Source organism: Streptomyces sp. NPDC048196, from assembly GCF_040652715.1.
GTDB classification, from domain to species: domain Bacteria; phylum Actinomycetota; class Actinomycetes; order Streptomycetales; family Streptomycetaceae; genus Streptomyces; species Streptomyces siderophoricus.
In genome coordinates, this window is record NZ_JBEZMM010000032.1 from 14,082 (window position 1) to 30,586 (window position 16,505).

Annotated in this window: 10 protein-coding genes; 5 read left to right on the forward strand and 5 right to left on the reverse strand. The window is 73.7% G+C overall.

Features of this window, described 5'->3' with window-relative positions:
* Nucleotides 1-71 precede the first annotated feature (71 nt).
* The gene (locus AB0E02_RS26615; RefSeq protein ID WP_362143253.1) at nt 72-2,516 is read left to right on the forward strand and encodes a Tex family protein; all 2,445 of its coding nucleotides are present in this window, start codon (nt 72-74) and stop codon (nt 2,514-2,516) included.
* Nucleotides 2,517-2,906: 390 nt separating this feature from the next.
* Nucleotides 2,907-4,115: a Cmx/CmrA family chloramphenicol efflux MFS transporter gene (locus AB0E02_RS26620; protein ID WP_362143254.1), complete on the forward strand. Its 1,209-nt coding sequence runs from the start codon at nt 2,907-2,909 to the stop codon at nt 4,113-4,115.
* Here the strand turns inward: AB0E02_RS26620 and AB0E02_RS26625 are convergent.
* Nucleotides 4,060-6,009, reverse strand: a complete 1,950-nt coding sequence (locus AB0E02_RS26625; RefSeq protein WP_362143256.1) for an FUSC family protein — start codon at nt 6,007-6,009, stop codon at nt 4,060-4,062. The genes AB0E02_RS26620 and AB0E02_RS26625 overlap by 56 nt on opposite strands.
* 246 nt (nt 6,010-6,255) lie before the next feature.
* On the opposite strand from AB0E02_RS26625, the gene AB0E02_RS26630 reads away from it, so the two are divergent.
* Nucleotides 6,256-7,224, forward strand: a complete 969-nt coding sequence (locus tag AB0E02_RS26630) for an FAD-dependent oxidoreductase (protein ID WP_362143258.1) — start codon at nt 6,256-6,258, stop codon at nt 7,222-7,224.
* A 417-nt stretch (nt 7,225-7,641) separates the two neighbouring features.
* Here the strand turns inward: AB0E02_RS26630 and AB0E02_RS26635 are convergent, their stop codons facing one another.
* Both AB0E02_RS26635 and AB0E02_RS26640 read right to left on the reverse strand, forming a co-directional pair.
* Nucleotides 7,642-8,985 (reverse strand): M14 family metallocarboxypeptidase, encoded by a 1,344-nt coding sequence (locus AB0E02_RS26635; RefSeq protein ID WP_362143260.1) that lies wholly within the window; start codon nt 8,983-8,985, stop codon nt 7,642-7,644.
* Nucleotides 8,986-9,490: 505 nt separating this feature from the next.
* On the reverse strand, nt 9,491-11,455 hold the full coding sequence (locus AB0E02_RS26640) for a Xaa-Pro dipeptidyl-peptidase (protein WP_362143262.1): 1,965 nt from the start codon (nt 11,453-11,455) through the stop codon (nt 9,491-9,493).
* Nucleotides 11,456-12,190: 735 nt separating this feature from the next.
* Between AB0E02_RS26640 and AB0E02_RS26645 the strand changes: the two genes are divergently transcribed.
* A complete protein-coding gene (locus tag AB0E02_RS26645) occupies nt 12,191-13,678 on the forward strand; it encodes a M1 family metallopeptidase (RefSeq protein WP_362143264.1) in 1,488 nt (495 codons plus the stop codon).
* Between the two features lie 95 nt (nt 13,679-13,773).
* Here the strand turns inward: AB0E02_RS26645 and AB0E02_RS26650 are convergent, their stop codons facing one another.
* Nucleotides 13,774-14,637, reverse strand: coding sequence for an oxygenase MpaB family protein (locus AB0E02_RS26650; protein WP_362143266.1), 864 nt, complete (start codon nt 14,635-14,637; stop codon nt 13,774-13,776).
* A gap of 177 nt (nt 14,638-14,814) precedes the next feature.
* Between AB0E02_RS26650 and sph the strand changes: the two genes are divergently transcribed.
* Nucleotides 14,815-15,804, forward strand: coding sequence for a sphingomyelin phosphodiesterase (sph, locus tag AB0E02_RS26655; protein WP_362143268.1), 990 nt, complete (start codon nt 14,815-14,817; stop codon nt 15,802-15,804).
* A gap of 69 nt (nt 15,805-15,873) precedes the next feature.
* On the opposite strand, the gene AB0E02_RS26660 is transcribed toward sph, so the two are convergent.
* Nucleotides 15,874-16,356, reverse strand: coding sequence for a macro domain-containing protein (locus AB0E02_RS26660; RefSeq protein ID WP_362143270.1), 483 nt, complete (start codon nt 16,354-16,356; stop codon nt 15,874-15,876).
* Nucleotides 16,357-16,505: the final 149 nt, after the last annotated feature.

Here is a 16,505-nt window from a genome sequence, read left to right on the forward strand (position 1 = left end):
CGCGACAGTCCGCCCGGTCACCCGGCACAATGCAAGGCTCAAGCAAGAGCTGGAAGGCGGGCAGGATCAACGTGACGGCAGCCACTGAGCCCATCGGGGCCCTCGGATCCATCGAAGCGCGGATCGCCGGGGAGCTCGGCGTCAAGGAGCGGCAGGTGAAGGCCGCGGTCGAACTGCTCGACGGTGGCTCGACCGTCCCGTTCATCGCGCGCTACCGCAAGGAAGCCACCGAGATGCTCGACGACGCGCAGCTGCGCTCGCTGGAGGAGCGGCTGCGCTACCTGCGGGAGCTGGAGGAGCGGCGCACCGCGGTGCTGGAGTCCGCACGGTCCCAGGGCAAGCTGGACGCCGCCCTGGAGGCGCAGATCCGCGGCGCCGACTCCAAGGCCCGGCTGGAGGACATCTACCTCCCGTTCAAGCCCAAGCGCCGCACCAAGGCGCAGATCGCGCGCGAGGCGGGCCTGGAGCCGCTCGCCGACGGGCTGCTCGCCGACCCTTCCGTGGAACCGGCCGCGGCCGCCGCGGCGTTCGTGGACCCGGACAAGGGCGTCGCCGATGCGGCGGCCGCCCTGGACGGGGCGCGGGCGGTCCTGACCGAGCGGTTCAGCGAGGACGCGGACCTGATCGGTGAGCTGCGGGAGCGGATGTGGTCGCGCGGCCGGGTGACGGCGAAGGTGCGCGAGGGCAAGGAGGAGGCCGGCGCGAAGTTCGCCGACTACTTCGACTTCGCCGAGCCGTTCACCGAGCTGCCCTCGCACCGGGTGCTGGCGATGTTCCGCGGCGAGAAGGAGGAGGTCCTCGACCTCACCCTGGAGCCGGAGGACCCGTCGGCGGCCACCGAGGGACCGAGCTCCTACGAGCGGTCCATCGCCGGGAAGTTCGGGATCGCGGACCGCGGGCGCCCGGCCGACCCGTGGCTGCTGGACACCGTTCGCTGGGCCTGGCGCACCCGCGTCCAGGTGCACCTGGGCATCGATCTGCGGCTCCGGCTGCGGCAGGCCGCCGAGGACGAGGCGGTGCGGGTCTTCGCGTCGAACCTGCGCGACCTGCTGCTCGCGGCGCCGGCCGGCACCCGCGCCACGATGGGCCTGGACCCCGGCTTCCGTACGGGCGTGAAGGTCGCGGTCGTGGACGCCACGGGCAAGGTGGCCGCCACCGACACGATCTACCCGCACGTCCCGCAGCAGAAGTGGGACGCCTCGCTGGCCACCCTGGCGAAGCTGGCCCGCGAGCACCGGGTCGAGCTGATCGCGATCGGCAACGGCACCGCCTCCCGCGAGACCGACAAGCTGGCGACCGATCTGATCGCGGCACAGCCGGAGCTGAAGCTGACGAAGGTGATGGTGTCCGAGGCCGGCGCCTCGGTCTACTCCGCGTCCGCCTTCGCCTCCCAGGAACTGCCGGACCTGGACGTGTCGTTGCGAGGTGCGGTGTCCATCGCCCGCCGCCTGCAGGACCCGCTGGCCGAGCTGGTCAAGATCGACCCGAAGTCGATCGGGGTCGGGCAGTACCAGCACGACCTGTCCGAGGTGAAGCTGTCGCGCTCGCTGGACGCGGTGGTCGAGGACTGCGTCAACGGCGTCGGCGTGGACGTCAACACCGCCTCCGCGCCGCTGCTGTCGCGGGTGTCGGGCATCGGCTCCGGCCTGGCCGAGAACATCGTCGCGCACCGCGACACCAACGGCCCGTTCCGCTCCCGCAAGGCCCTCAAGGACGTGGCGCGGCTCGGCCCGAAGGCGTACGAGCAGTGCGCGGGCTTCCTGCGGATCCGGGGCGGCGACGACCCGCTGGACGCCTCCAGCGTGCACCCGGAGGCGTATCCGGTGGTGCGCCGGATGGTGAAGTCGGCGGGCACCGAGGTCGGTTCACTGATCGGCAACACGGCGGTGCTGCGCACCCTGAAGCCGGCCGAGTTCGTCGACGACTCCTTCGGGCTGCCGACGGTGACCGACATCCTCCAGGAACTGGAGAAGCCGGGCCGGGACCCGCGTCCGGTGTTCAGGACCGCGACCTTCAAGGAGGGCGTGGAGAAGATCGGCGACCTGGAGCCGGGGATGCTCCTGGAAGGTGTGGTGACCAACGTCGCCGCCTTCGGGGCGTTTGTGGACGTCGGCGTCCACCAGGACGGTCTGGTCCACGTGTCGGCGATGTCGCGGACCTTCGTCAAGGACCCGCGGGACGTGGTGAAGCCGGGCGACATCGTGCGGGTCAAGGTGCTCGACGTCGACATCCCGCGCAAGCGGATCTCGCTGACGCTGCGTCTGGACGACGAGGCCGGCAAGGGCGCCGCCGCCGGAGGCGGTGAGCGCCGCACCGGTGCGGGCGGCGGCCGCGGACCGCGCGACGGCGGCCGGAGCGGCGCGCCGCGGCAGCGCCAGGCGGCCGGCGGCCGGCAGGGCGGCGGGCGGGGCGGTGACCGCCGCGGTGGTGGCCGGGACGCCGGGCCGGCCAACGACGCCATGGCGGACGCGCTGCGCCGGGCCGGGCTGCTGGGCAAGGACGGCAGCGGCCGCTGACCGGACCGCCGGATCGGACGGGCCCCGGGGAGTCTCCTGACCCCCGGGGCCCAGCTTTGTGTGTGCGCCCTTAATTGCGTGGACCGGCCCGGCGGGCCGCCGTTAGTCTGCGTCCATGTCCAGCCCCGAGGCGTCAAGACGCCGGCCACCGGCCCTCCGGTGGCTCTTCGCGTTGCCTCGCCGGCCCGGCCTTGCGCCGTAGTGCCGTCACTCCCCTGTCCTCCGCCGCCACCGGATCGTCGTCGCCTGCCGTGAGCGCCGTCATGCGCCCGGCCTTCCCGTCTGACGTCCCGTCAGGATCCGTGCCCGAGCCCCCAGGTGCCCGAGCGTTTCGCCGCGCCCCTGTGAGGTGACGCATGTCGATCCACACTGTGGTTGCGGAGTGTTGTTGTGCCCTTCTTCCTCCATCTGCTCGGACTCGCCGTCTTCGCGCAAGGCACCTCCGAGTTCATGCTGTCCGGTCTGCTGCCGGACATCGCCGCCGATCTGCACGTCCCGCTGTCCGCGGCGGGGTCGCTGACCTCGGCGTTCGCCGTCGGAATGATCGTCGGGGCGCCGCTGATGGCGCTGCTCGCCCGGCGCTGGCCACGCCGCCGGGCGCTGCTGGCGTTCCTGGTCACGTTCCTGCTGGTCCATGTGGCCGGCGCGGTCACCACCAGCTTCGCGGTGCTGCTGGCCACCCGGGTCGTCGCGGCCCTGGCCAACGCCGGGTTCCTGGCCGTGGCCCTGGCCACCGCGGCCTCCGTGGTCGCCCCGGACGCCAAGGGCCGGGCCACCTCGGTGCTGCTCGGCGGCACCACCCTGGCCTGTGTCGCGGGCGTGCCCGCGGGTGCGCTGCTCGGTGCGGCGTGGGGATGGCGCTCGGCGTTCTGGGCGGTCGCCGCGGTGTCGGTGCCTGCCGTGGTGGCGATCGTCCGGTCGGTCCCGGCCGACGGCGGGCGCGCCGCGGACGGCGACGCGGTGCGGGCGCGGGCCGAGCTGCGGACGCTGCGCTCGCCGCGGCTGCTGCTGGTCCTGCTCCTGGGCGCGCTGGTGAACGGCGCGACCTTCTGCACCTTCACCTATCTCGCGCCGCTGGTCACCGACGTAGCCGGGATCGGCACCGGCTGGGTGCCGGCCGTACTGGCGCTCTTCGGCCTGGGCTCGTTCGCCGGTGTGCGCGCCGGCGGGCGACTGGCCGACACCCGTCCGGTGCCGCTGCTGCTGGCCGGCGGGGCGGCACTGCTCGCCGGGTGGACCCTGCTGGCGCTGACGGCCGGCAGCCCGGTGGCGGTCGTGCTGCTCGTCCCCGCCCTGGGGGCGCTGTCGTTCGGGGTCGGCTCCACCCTGGTCGCGCAGGCGCTCTACGCGGCGACCGGGGCGCCGACCCTGGCCGGCGGCTTCGCCACCGCGGCGCTCAACGTGGGTGCCGCGCTGGGCCCGTGGCTGGGCGGCGCCGCCCTCGCCGCCGGGTTCGGCCACCGGGCTCCGGTCGGGGTCAGCGTCCTGCTCATGGCACTCGCAATGGCGGTGGGCACAGCGGCCCTCGCCGCTGCCCGCCGGCTCACCCCGCCCCGGCGTGCCCCCGGATGCTCTCCAGTTCCGCCGCGACGTCGGTGAGCGTGGCGCAGTCCGGATCGGCCCGCAGCTCGACGTCCGGCAAGCCGGCGTCGGGCCGCCGCCCGGGATCCTCCAGTGCGCCGGCCATCGCCAGGAGCGCCCGGCACAGCCGCTCGGCCTCCTCGGTGCCCGGGCGCCGGGCGCCGTGGTCGAGGCGTACCGCGCAGGCGGTCGCGGCGTCCACGATGCGTTCGGCGGCGGTGACCACGGCCGGCCAGTCGGGGTTGCGGTCGCGGGCGGCCAGGAGCTCGGCGGCGGCCGTCTCCGCGGCCGCCCGGGCCTCCCCCAGCGCCCGGTACGCGGCCCGGCGGAGCGCCAGCCGCTCGGCGGGGTCGGTACCGGGCCGGGCCGTGAGGACGTGCCGCAGGAAGCGTTCGGTGGCCCGCAGCGCCGCGGTGACCCGCTGCCCGACCCGGCGGCGCGGGTCCGCGAGCCGCGGCAGATGTCCCACCACGAGCACGATGCCGCAGGCGATGGAGGTGTCGACGATCCGCTCGGCGGCGGCCTCCCGGGCACCGCTGACGTACACGAACGACAGCACCATGAGGGTGATCGCCACGGTCTGCAGCGCGAAGTGCCGGGTGGCGAACGGCAGCAGCGCCCCGCCCACCCCCGCCACCAGGGCCGGCCACCACTCCCCCGTCAACAGCAGACCCGCCCCGGCGAAGACCAGCACCCCGGCGACGGTCCCGGCGAAGCGGTTGACGGTACGGGAGAACAGCGGGCCCAGGTCCGGCTTGACCAGGAAGGTGGCGGTGGCCGGCAGCCAGTACCAGTGGTCCGCCCGCAACAGCAGCGCCACCGCCGCACTCGCCGCGATGCACAGCGCGACCCGCAGGCCGTAGTCCCGCCCGGCCGGTCCGAGGAGTTCGTGCCCGCGCCGCGCCGGTTCCGGCCGCCCCGGCCGGGGCCGGGGCGGCCGGAACGGGGTCTGCGGCTCGTAGCGGGCGAACGCCACCGCCGCGTCCAGCAGCGCCTGGTCGAAGGCGCCGCGGCCGGGCGTGCTGGTCTCGGGGGCGGACAGCCGGCCCGGCGGCCGCCCGGTGCGCAGCGCGGCGGCGAACCGGCGGGGACTGTCGGCGACCCGGGCCGGCAGCGGGCGGGCCTCCCACAGCAGCGCGACGCTGGCCTCGCACAACGCGGTGGCCGCGGCGAACCGTTCGGCCAGCAGCAGTTCGTCCGGGTCGGCCGGCCGGCGCAGCAGCCGGTCCGTCAGCAGACGCAGCCGCAGCGCCTCGTCGGCGCGGTCCAGCGCGGCGCTGAGCCGGCGCCGGGCGGGCTCCGCACCGGGCCCGCCGGCCGCGCCCAGCGCGTCGGCCAGCGCGTCGAAGACCGTGGCGACCGCGGCCCGCTCACCGCTCAGCGCACCGCCCACCGGGCGCGGCGGACGCAGCACCAGCCGCAGCAGGAGCAGCCACAGGCAGCCGGCGAGCAGGGTCAGGGCCTTGGCCCACGGTGCGCCGGGCAGCGGCATCCCGGCGCCCAGGACCGTGGTGGCCAGCATCTGCATCCCGGCGTTCGAGCGGACCGGACCGGCGACGCTGCCCGCGCCGGAGACGAAACCGACCGCGAACAGCGCCGGTACGACCCACCAGCCCGCGTCCACGGCCCGCAGCGAGGCGCCGATCAGCATCCCGAGCGCCGAGGCCAGCGCGGGCAGGCCGATGTGCACGACGCCGGTGCGGCGGGTGCCGGGGCGGTCGTTGACGCCGGCCAGCATGGAACCGAGCGCGGCGAGCACACCGGGCGCCGGGTGGCCGGTGGCGATGCCCGCGCCGAGCAGCGGCCCGGCGCAGAGCGCACCGCGGGCGACGGCGGCCCAGGGCACGGGCAGCCGCTGCCAGCGGAACGGGTGGGCGAGCCAGGCGGGCACGGCGCGCGGCGCGCGGAGCATGGGTCTCCTTGGTCGACGGCTTACGGACGGCGGGCGGATCCGAGGGGCGACATCGGCCGACGGGTACTGCTCCCCAGCCTAAGGTCCCGGTTTGTCCGCACCGCTGCCGGAGGGTTACCGCAAGATCACCAATGGCGGAAGTCCGGCTTCCGCGACGACCGCCGGGCGCCTCGCCGGAGGGGACACCTCGTGGAGCTGCCCCCTAGCATCCCGCCATGACGAGCGACACGGGCACGGACGAGGTGGGTGGTCGGCGGTGGCGTCATCGGGCTGACGTCGGCGGTGGCACTGGCGGAGGACGGCCACCGGGTGCGGGTGGTGAGCCGGGACGCGGCGGACGCGACGACCTCCGCGGTGGCCGGCGGGCTGTGCTGGCCGTACCGCATCCGGCCCTACGAGCGGGCGGTGGCCTGGTCCGTACGGTCCCTGGAGGTGCTGTCCGCTCTGGCGCGGCGGCCGGAGGAGACCGGCGCCCGGCTGGTGGCGGGCACCCTGGCGGCCGCCGCGCCGGGCGACGACGACGGGCTCTCCGCCTGGTACGAGGCCGCCCCCGGGCTGCGGCCGGCCCGCCCGGACGAGCTCCCCGCGGGCATCGCCGCGGGGTGGCGGGCGCGCACCCCGCTGGTGGACATGCCGGCCCACCTGCGCTACCTGGAGCGGCGGCTGGCCGCGGCCGGCGGCACCCTGGAACGCCGGGCGCTGTCCTCCCTGGAGGAGGCCGGACGGACCACCGAGGTGGTGGTGAACTGCTCCGGCCTGGGCGCACGTGAGCTCGTCCCGGATCCTCAAGTCCAGCCGGTACAGGGACAGTTGGTCGTCGTCGCGAACCCGGGTGTGCGGGAGTGGTTCGTGGCCGCGGACGGCGGCGCGACGGACACCACCTACCTGCTGCCGCAGCCGTACGGGCCGGTGCTCGGCGGCACGGCCCGCGAGGGCGCCTGGTCGCGGAAGCCGGACCCGGCGGTGGCGGCGGCGATCGTGGCGCGCTGCGCCGGGCCCTTCCCCGAGGTGGCACGGGCCCGGATCCTGGCACACAGGGTGGGCCTGCGCCCGGCACGCCCCACGGTACGCCTGGAGGCGGAGCGCCTGCCGGGCGGCGCCTGGTGCGTCCACAACTACGGACACGGGGGCGCGGGGGTCACCGTGGCGTGGGGGTGCGCCGACGAAGTGGTGGGGCGGGTGCGGAGAGTTCTGGGCCGGGTGGGGCGGGGGTAGGCGGCTGGGGAGGGCGGGAGTCGGCGGCTGGGAAGGGGCGGGAGTGGGCGGCTGGGGCGGGGCGGGAGTAGGCGGCTGGAGTGGGGCGGGGGTGGGCGGCTGGGGCGGGAGCGGCGGTTACTCTCTGCCTGCCCGGGGCCCACCGCCCACCCGGGGACGTCCGGTTACGGCGTACGGGCCGGCCGCGGATGTCCGGGCACGGCGTACGGGCCGGCCATGGACCCCGGCTACGGCGTATGGGCCGGAGGCGGATGTCCGGTTACGGCGTACGGGCCGGCTGCCGATGTCCGAGCACGGCGTACGGGCCGGCCTAGGACACCGGCTACGGCGTATGGGCCGGAGGCGGATGTCCGGTTACGGCGTACGGGCCGGCTGCCGATGTCCGAGCACGGCGTACGGGCCGGCCTAGGACACCGGCTACGGCGTACGGGCCGGCCCGGGGCAGGTGGCCAGCGGTGTGGCGGACGTGAGGTGGTAGGCGGCCCGGCCGTCCAGCAGGAGCGGAACGAGGCTGCGCAGGGACTGGCGCAGCGGCACGACGACCGAGCCGTCCGCGTCCCGGAGGCCGGTCACGCCGTGCAGCGCGAGCTCGTCGCGGACCTGCGCGAACTGCTCCGGGGCGAGCCGGTAGCCGCACGGCGGGTCGGTCAGGACCTGGCCGGGGGCGGGCGGCTCGTTGTCCGCGCCGCCGAGGTGGACCGGGCCGCGGTCGGCGTAACCGGTGAGCCGGGCGGCCGTGGTGGCCGCCTCGATGCGCCGCCGGTGCTGTGCGAGGAAGTCGAACGCGCCCTTCAGGGCGGCGAGTTGGGAAGTGACCCGGCGTCTGTTGTTGAGCGCCGGGTCGGCCTTCTCGGCGGCGGTGAGGGCATCGACCCGGGTCTCGACGAGCAGCCCGACGGAGCCCTTCACCCCGGCGGTGTTGCGCAGGATGCGTTCCTGGCCGTCGCCCGCGACCTGCTTGACGGGGTCACCGGTCTCCGGGTCGGTCCAGATGCCGTAGACGCCGGTGCTGAATCCGGCCCTCCGTACGGCCGGGGCGACGAAGTCCTGGGAGAGCGAGGTGGCTTCCCGGTGCACCGGGGCCGCGGTGTTGAGGTTGCGCGGCCACAGCGACAGCAGGTCCTTCATGTAGTACGGCACGGTGGGGCCGTATTCGTGCAGGTCGTAGACGGTGTCGGGACGGTAGTCGCGCAGCACCCGGGCCATGGCGCGGGCCTCGGCGGTCTTCAGGGCGAGGTGATCGCGGTTGATGTCCGTGCCCTCGGAGTTGCCGCGGGTGTCGGCGGCCCGGCCGTCGGGGTTGGCGGTGGGGACGACCAGCACGCTGGTCCGCGCGAGGAAGCGCCGGGTGGCCCGGTCCGTGGCGTAGGCGAGGTCGCGGACGGTGGTGAGGCAGGCCTCGCGTCCGGAGGGCTCGTCGCCGTGCTGGGAGCAGATGAGCAGTACGGAGTTGCCGTGCCGTACGGCGGCCGGGGAGGCGGGGGCCGGGGCGCCGATGCGGACGAGCCGGAGCGGACGGCCCTGCGCGGTGGTGCCGATCCGGTCGATGCGGACGCGCGGGGTGGCACGGTCGACGGTGGCCAGAAAACGCTGTTCCTCGAACTCGCTGGTCCAGCGGGCGCCATGGCTGGTTTCGAATCCCGTACGGGGCAGGTGGGTTCCGGTCGCGCGGGCGGGTGCGGCCGGCAGGGTCGCGCCGATGGTGGCGGTCAGACCGAAGGCCAGCGTCGCGAGGACGAGGCGACGGGTACGGAGCATCACGGGCAGGTGCCTCCCTTGGATGAGCGGTGGGGGTCGTCGGGGGCGCTGGTGGTGCGGGGGGGGTGGGGGTCGTCGGGGGCCGTGGTGGTGCGGGGGCGTTGGCGGTGCGGGGGCGTTGGCGGTGGGTGGGCGCTGATGGTGTGTGGGGGCGTTGTGTGGTGTGGAAGCCGTCGGGGGCGGTGCGGGAGCCCTCGGGGTGCGGTACGGGGGCCGGCTGTGCGGTGCCGGGGTGCGGGGGGCTGGCGGGGGTGCGGGGTGTGGTGCTGGCCGGGGTGGAGGCGGCGGACCGGGCGGGGGCGTTGCGGGGCCGCCCGCGGTAGACGGCCCCTGACCCCCTGGCCCTGGGGGATGTCTCCCTGGTCCGGCCTTACCGGGGAGACCGGCCTTACCGGAGGCCGTCCTCCCCGAAGACCGGCCTTACCGGAGACTGGCCTCACCGAAGACCGGCCTTACCGGAGGTCGGCCTCACCGAAGACTGGCCTGACCGGGGAGACACCCCCGGCGGTCATTGCCCGCCCGGCATCCGGCTGATCGAGCGCGGCGGGGCGATTCCGTCCAGCGGTGCGGTCCGGTGGGCGGGGGCGGACGCGTGCGCCGTGGCCCGCGCGAGGGCCGCGGGGCCGCCGGTCAGCGGCAGGTGTGCGGACGTGCGGGACAGGTCGAGGGTGAGGGCGGGCCGGGACGAGGGCGGGTCGATCAGCCCGGTGTCGGTCCCGGCCACGATCAGCGCGAGGCGGTGCCCGGCGGGCACGATGTGGTCGGTGGCGGCCAGGTCGAGGGTGAGGGTGTAGGGCTTGCCGGGGGTGAGCGGGCGGCCCTTGTGGGGGTCGGCGTAGTTGCCGAGGTCCGCCCAGCCGCGGCTGAGGACGGTGTACGCGACCTTCTCGGTGTCGGCGGCGGTTTCCTTGAAGCAGCCGGTGTCCCCCTTGTTGCCGGCGCCCCAGCAGGTGCGCCTGTCGAGGGTGGTGATGCCCTCGCCGTCGGCTCCGTAGTTGCGGATGGTGTCGGGGCCGAGGTCCACCAGGACGGCGGAGAGGTGGGCGGTGGAGGTGCTCGGGGTGACGGTGACGGTCACCGATCCCGAGCCGGACAACCGCAGGGGCGTGCGCAACTGCCCGGTGCTGAACCCGGCCTTGGCGGGCGTCGGCCGGTCGATGTGGGCCGCCCAGTCGGCCTCGCCGAGCCGGGGGTCGTCGGTGAAGGTCTCGGTGGCGCCGCGGGGCGCCTTCCGGGTGCCCAGGACGCCGACGCCGGGTTCCTGGCCCGGGCGCGGGCGCAGTGTGGTGGCCGTGGTGCCGGGCGCGGGCCACTGCGGGTCGGTGGACCAGACGTCGGGAGAACGCTCGATATCGGCCATCGGGGCGCGGTCGATACCGTTGTCGTAGCCCAGCAGATAGTGGTCGAACCAGTGGTGCAGGGTCGTGACCCAGTCGGTGCGCCGGTAGTCGAAGGGGTCGACGTGCCCGGTCTGCGAGAGCCAGATCTTGCGCGCGACGCCGTGCCGGGCGAGCGCGTCCCACCACTGACCGGCGTGCCGGGTGCGGACGTTGAGGTCCTGCATGCCGTGCACCAGGAAGACGCTGGCCCGGACCTTGCCGGCGTTGCGGACGTAGTCCCGTTCGGTCCACAACGCGGTCCAGTCACCGCTGCGCGGGGCCCCGTCGGCGAGCTTCTTCTGTACGGCGGCGCATCGTTTCTGCGCGTCCGGGCTGTCGACCGCCTGGGCGAGCGCGTCCGGGCCGGAGTCGTAGAGCGGGGCGCCCTTGGCGAAGTAGTAGTCGTACCAGGAGGAGATGCCGGCGATCGGGACGATGGTTTTCAGCCCCTTGACCCCGGTGGCCGCGACGCCGTTGGCGATGGTGGCGTCCCAGCTCTTGCCGATCATGCCGGTGCTGCCGTTGGACCAGTCGGCGGTGACGGGTCTGCCTCCGGTGCGGGCGGTGTAGGCGCGGCCCCGGCCGCCCAGCCAGTCGACGACGGCCTTGGCCGACTGGATGTCGGAGCGGCCGCCGACGTCGACGCAGCCGTCCGAGCGGTTGGTGCCGGCCAGGTCGACGAGGACGGTCGCATAGCCGCGCGGCACGAAGTAGTTGTCGTAGAAGAGCGGGAACTGTACCGGCCGGCCGTGGGCGTCGTAGGTCTTCTTCTGGCTCTCGTTGCCGCGTCCGCAGCAGGAGTAGTACGGGCTGGCGTCCATGATCACCGGTATCCGGCGGCCCTGCCGGGCCGGTTCGGCCGGCCGCACGATGTCGACGGCGACGCGGTCGGCCCGTCCGTCCGCATCGCCGTCGAGCCGGGTATCGACCCAGACCGATTCGCGTATCGCGTGGTCGTAGGAGTACACGGGTCTGCTCTCGCCGGGCGCCGCCTGCGCGGCGGCCGGCCCGATCAGTGCGGACAGCAGGGCGGCGACGGCCGCCAGCACGAGCACTGTGAAGGGGATGCGGGGAAACCGCGCAGGGTTCGTCACGGGCGGACCGTAGCGCGGCTCAACTCCCGCGCGTAAGGGTGCGGATGACGCCGACTACGCGACCGGCGACGCCCGGCACCGCTGGGTTGTACGGGACCGGCCGGGACGTCGGGTCAGGCCGGGGCATCGGGTTCAGCGGGGAGGCCAGGTCCTCCAGGGGGAGGTCAGGTCCGGCGAGGAAGTCAGGGCCGGCGGGGACGTCGGGTCCGGCCGGGACGCCAGGTCCGTCCTCCAGCAGGGACGGACGTCAGGTCCGGCGGGGCGTCAGGTCCGGCGGGGACGCCAGGTCCTCCAGTGGGGGCGTCGGGTCCGGCCGGGGCGTCGGGTCCGGCGAGGAGGCCAGGTCCTCCAGGGGGAGGTCAGGTCCGGCGAGGCGTCAGCTCCGGCGAGGACGCCAGGTCCTCCAGTGGAGAGGTCAGGTCCGGCCGGGGCGTCGGGTCCGGCGAGGAGGCCAGGTCCTCCAGGGGAAGGTCAGGTCCGGCGGGAACGCCAGGGCCACCAGTGGAGAGGTCAGGTCCGGCGCGAACGCCGGGTCCGGCAGGGACGCCAGGCCCAGCGAGCCCAGCGGCGATATCGGGTCGGCGGGGTGCACAGCGCCGGCAGGGCGTACGACCCGGCCGGGCCCGTTGGTGGTTCATGTCGGTCATGTGTCAGATCCGGCCATGTCCATGACGCCGCCCCGGTGGGCTGTCTAGGGTCTGAACCAGAGCCATCCCCCTACGAGTTGGAGGACTCGTGCGTCACAGACTCCTCGTTCCGGGCGCGGCCGCGCTCAGTCTGCTGCTGGCGATCCCGGCTTCCGCGGCCGACTTCTCCCCGGGCGCTCCGGGCGTGGGCGACACCTACTACCCCGAGAGCGGAAACGGCGGATACGACGTTTCCCACTACGACCTGCAGCTCAAGTACCAGCCGAAGACGGATCTGCTGGAGGGCACGGCGACGCTGCTCGCCACGACCACCCAGGACCTCTCCCGCTTCAACCTGGACTTCGGTCTCAAGGTCAGCGAGATACGGGTCAACGGCAAGAAGGCCACCTTCGCCACGTCCGGCAAGCACGAACTGGAGGTCACCCCGGCCGCGCCACTGGAGAAGGGCCGGCAGATCAGCGTCGTCGTACGCTATGCGGGCAAGCCCTCCGAGCTGAAGATCGACGACTTCACCGCCTGGGCCCGTACGCCCGACGGCGCGGTGATCGCCCAGGAGCCGGACTCCGCCGTGTGGTGGTTCCCGAGCAACGACCACCCCACCGACAAGGCGACCTACGACATCTCGGTCGCGGTCCCGGACGGCACCCAGGCGCTCAGCAACGGCGTGCTGGCCTCGCAGACCTCCAAGCTCGGCTGGACCCGCTACAACTGGCGCTCCGACAAGCCGCAGGCGACGTATCTGACGACCCTGGCGGTCGGCAAGTTCGACATCACCACCGACACGACCGCCAACGGACTGCCGGTGATCAACGCCGTCAGCAAGGACCTCGGCGCGAACGAGGGGTCGGCGCGGGCGAGCATCGAGCGCACCACCGAGATCACCGAGTGGCTGGAAAGCGTCTTCGGCCCGTACCCGTTCAACGCGGTCGGCGGCTATGTCCCCAACGTGCCGGCCCGGTACGCCCTGGAGACCCAGACCCGTCCGTTCTACGGCAAGAAGGCCTTCGACCGGGGCACCAACGTCTCGGTCGTGGTGCACGAGCTGGCGCACCAGTGGTACGGCGACAGCGTTTCCCTCAAGGACTGGAAGGACATCTGGATCAACGAGGGCTTCGCCGCCTACAGCCAGTGGCTGTGGTCGGAGAAGGAGGGCGAGGGCACGGCGCAGGAACTCGCGGACTACGTCTACGCCCAGCACCCGTCCGACGACCCGTTCTGGAAGGTCAAGCCGGGCAACCCGGGCGCGGAGAACCAGTTCGACGGTGCCGTCTACGACCGTGGCGCGCTCGCCCTGCAGGCGCTGCGCAACAAGGTCGGCGACAAGGTCTTCTTCGGCCTCCTCAAGGCCTGGCCGACCGAGCACAAGTACGGCAACGCCTCGGTGGCCGACTTCGTGGCGTTCGCCGAGAAGAAGTCCGGCAAGCAACTGGCCGGGTTCTTCGACACCTGGCTGTTCCAGCCGTCCAGGCCCGCGAGCGGCGCGGCCAAGCGGGCCCTGGGTGCACCCCGCGGCCCGGTGGCGCAGCCGAAGTCCTGGAAGCAGATCGCGGCCACGCACGACGTGCACCGGCACTGATGTCCGGCGGCACGCCGGTCGTGAAGCGCTGAACGGGGCGGAGCCGGGGCCGTCGTCCCCCGGCTCCGCCCTCGCCGGTCGTCCGCCGGGTGCCGCTACCGGACCGCCGCCTGCCGCGCCGCACGCCGGGCGCGGCAGGCGATCGGCATGAACCGCAGCCGCTCCGGAAGGGCCGGGACCACCACGCGCACCACCCGTCCGAAGCGGCGCAGCCGACGCTCCTGCACCTCGGTCCACTCCAGGCCGATCGCGCGCCGGGCGTCCGGCGGCATCAGGCCGATGCTGACGAACCGTCGGAAGCGGGCGAACCGCGGGCGCAGCCAGGGCCAGACCAGCCGGAGCAGCAGCCGCAGCCAGCGCGGGCCGCGGTCGGGCACCGGCAGCGGCGGGTCGGGGTCGATCAACTCCCGTACCACCGCGGTCGCTTCGAGCTCGGTGCCGAGGACCCGGCGGTAGTACGGCCAGAACTCCTCGATGGTCGGCGGCATATCGCGGTCCTGGATGCCCAGCACCCGCCCGACCTGGAGCCATTCCGCGTACAGCTGCCGCTCCTGCGCCTCGGTGAAGGGGCGGCCGAGGTAACGCTGGGCGTGCCGGAAGACGGGGTACCCGGTGGCGTGCACCCAGGCGTAGTTCGCGGGGGTGAGCGCGTGGTACGGGCGGCCGTGCGCGTCGGTACCCTCGATGGTCCGGTGCAGCCGGCGCAGCCGGCGCCCCTCCTCGGCCGCGCCATCGCCACCGTAGACCCACAGCTGCAGCGAGACCAGCGACCGCTCGCCACGGCCCCACGGGTCGGTCCGGAAGACGGAGTGGTCGTCCACCCCGGCCCCCACCGCGGGGTGTGCGACCTGCATGGTCAGCGCCGGCGGCAGGGTGAGCAGCATGCGGATGTCCCCGGCCAACGACCAGAGGACGCCACCGACCGGCGGGGGCTTTGGCTGGTTTTTCTCCGTATTCATAGCATTTCTCATGATACGGCGCCCACCGGCGACGTGCGGGCAGCGGAATCCCCGCCCATGCCGTGCGGGCCCGGCCCTGTGTGTACATCTCATACCTCCCAGACGGTTACCTAGAAGTAATGTCAACTGGTTGGATGGCGCCGCCGGACCAAATCCCCACCCCCATAGGGAGATTCAGTGTCGAACCCAGCGCCGCGCACGCCGTCCGCAGCGGGCCTTCGCACCGCCGCTCTCGCCGCGGTCCTCGCCGCCGCGACCGTGACCGCCGCGTCCCCCACCGCCTCGGCCGCCACCGCTCCCCATCTGAAGGTGCTGAGCTACAACACCTTCCTGATGAGCAAGAACCTCTATCCCAACTGGGGCCAGGACCACCGCGCCGAGGCGATCGCGGCCGCGGACTTCTTCCAGGGCAATGACGTCGTCGTGCTCCAGGAAGCGTTCGACAACTCCTCCTCCGATGCGCTGAAGTCCCGGGCCGCCGGGCAGTATCCGCACCAGACTCCGGTGGTGGGCCGGAGCCGGAGCGGCTGGGACGCCACCGGCGGCGCCTACTCGGCCGTCACCCCGGAGGACGGCGGGGTGACCCTGCTGAGCAAGTGGCCGATCCTGCGCAAGGAGCAGTACATCTACAAGGACGCCTGCGGTTCGGACTCCTTCTCCAACAAGGGCTTCGTCTATGCGGTGCTGGACGTGAACGGCGCCAAGGTGCACGTCGTCGGCACCCACACCCAGTCCACCGACTCGGGCTGCAAGGCGGGCGAGGCGGCCGCGGACCGCGCCAAGCAGCTCAAGGAGATCGACGCCTTCCTGGATGCCAAGAACATCCCGGCGGACGAAGAGGTCATGGTCGCCGGCGACCTCAACATCGACTCCCACAGCGCGGAGTACAACGCCCTGCTCAGCAACGGCGATCTGGCCCCGGCCGACAGCCGCACCGGGCACCCGTACTCCTTCGACACCCAGGACAACTCCATCGCGAGGTACCGCTATCCCGACGATCCCCGCGAGGACCTGGACTACGTGCTGCACCGCAACGGCCACGCCCGCCCCGCCGACTGGCAGAACGAAGTGGTCAAGGAGGAGTCGGCGCCCTGGACCGTCTCCAGCTGGGGCAAGGACTACACCTACACCAACCTCAGCGATCACTACCCGCTGATCGGCGGCTGAGCCCGGGCCCCTCCCGCGGCCGGCGGGCGAGGAGTCAGTGGTCGTGGACCGTCAGTCGCCGTGGACCCGTCAGTGGTCGTAGACCGTGACCGGTATGCCGCGCCGGGTGAGCCGCTCGGCTATCAGCGGCTCCACCCGGGACCACTTCCCGCCCGCCAGGCCGCAGCCGATCCGCGGCATGTGGACCGACGCCCCGAGCTCCGCGGCCCGGTCCGCCACCCGGCCGAGCCCGGCGTCGATGGCCTCGTACCGGACCGGGACGCCCTTGCTGCCCGTCCGTATGCCCCGCTGGCCGACGACGTTGGCCACCCACAGCCGGTCGCCGACCTGGACGAACTGGGCAGCGCCCAGCCCGAAGTCGTTGCCCGCGCGCTCGCGGTGCCATCTGCGGTAGGCCGCCTCGGGCTCCGGCCAGCGGCGGGAGAGCGCGAGGACGAAGCCCTTGCCCCAGCCGCCCAGGTCGTTGCAGACATGCGTGATGATCTTGACGCCCTTGCCCTGAGGTGCGGTGGCGTCCCCCTTGACGTAGGAAATCCCCGTGGTTTCGGTCATGTGTTCACAGTAGAGCCGACCACTGACAATCGACCGGGACCGCGTGACGGCCGGGCGGGGAACGGGCCCGGGCCGCCCGGGCATGCACGAGGGCGGCCGCGGGGACCTTCCGGCCCGCCGCGACCGCCCTGTCGTACTCAGGCGCCGCT

Bases quoted from the DNA above. Each gene is read 5' to 3' on its own strand.
- AB0E02_RS26660 (WP_362143270.1), bottom strand. From the start codon at position 16,356: ATGACCGAAACCACGGGGATTTCCTACGTCAAGGGGGACGCCACCGCA.
- AB0E02_RS26625 (WP_362143256.1), bottom strand. From the start codon at position 6,009: ATGCTCCGCGCGCCGCGCGCCGTGCCCGCCTGGCTCGCCCACCCGTTC.
- AB0E02_RS26650 (WP_362143266.1), bottom strand. From the start codon at position 14,637: ATGAATACGGAGAAAAACCAGCCAAAGCCCCCGCCGGTCGGTGGCGTC.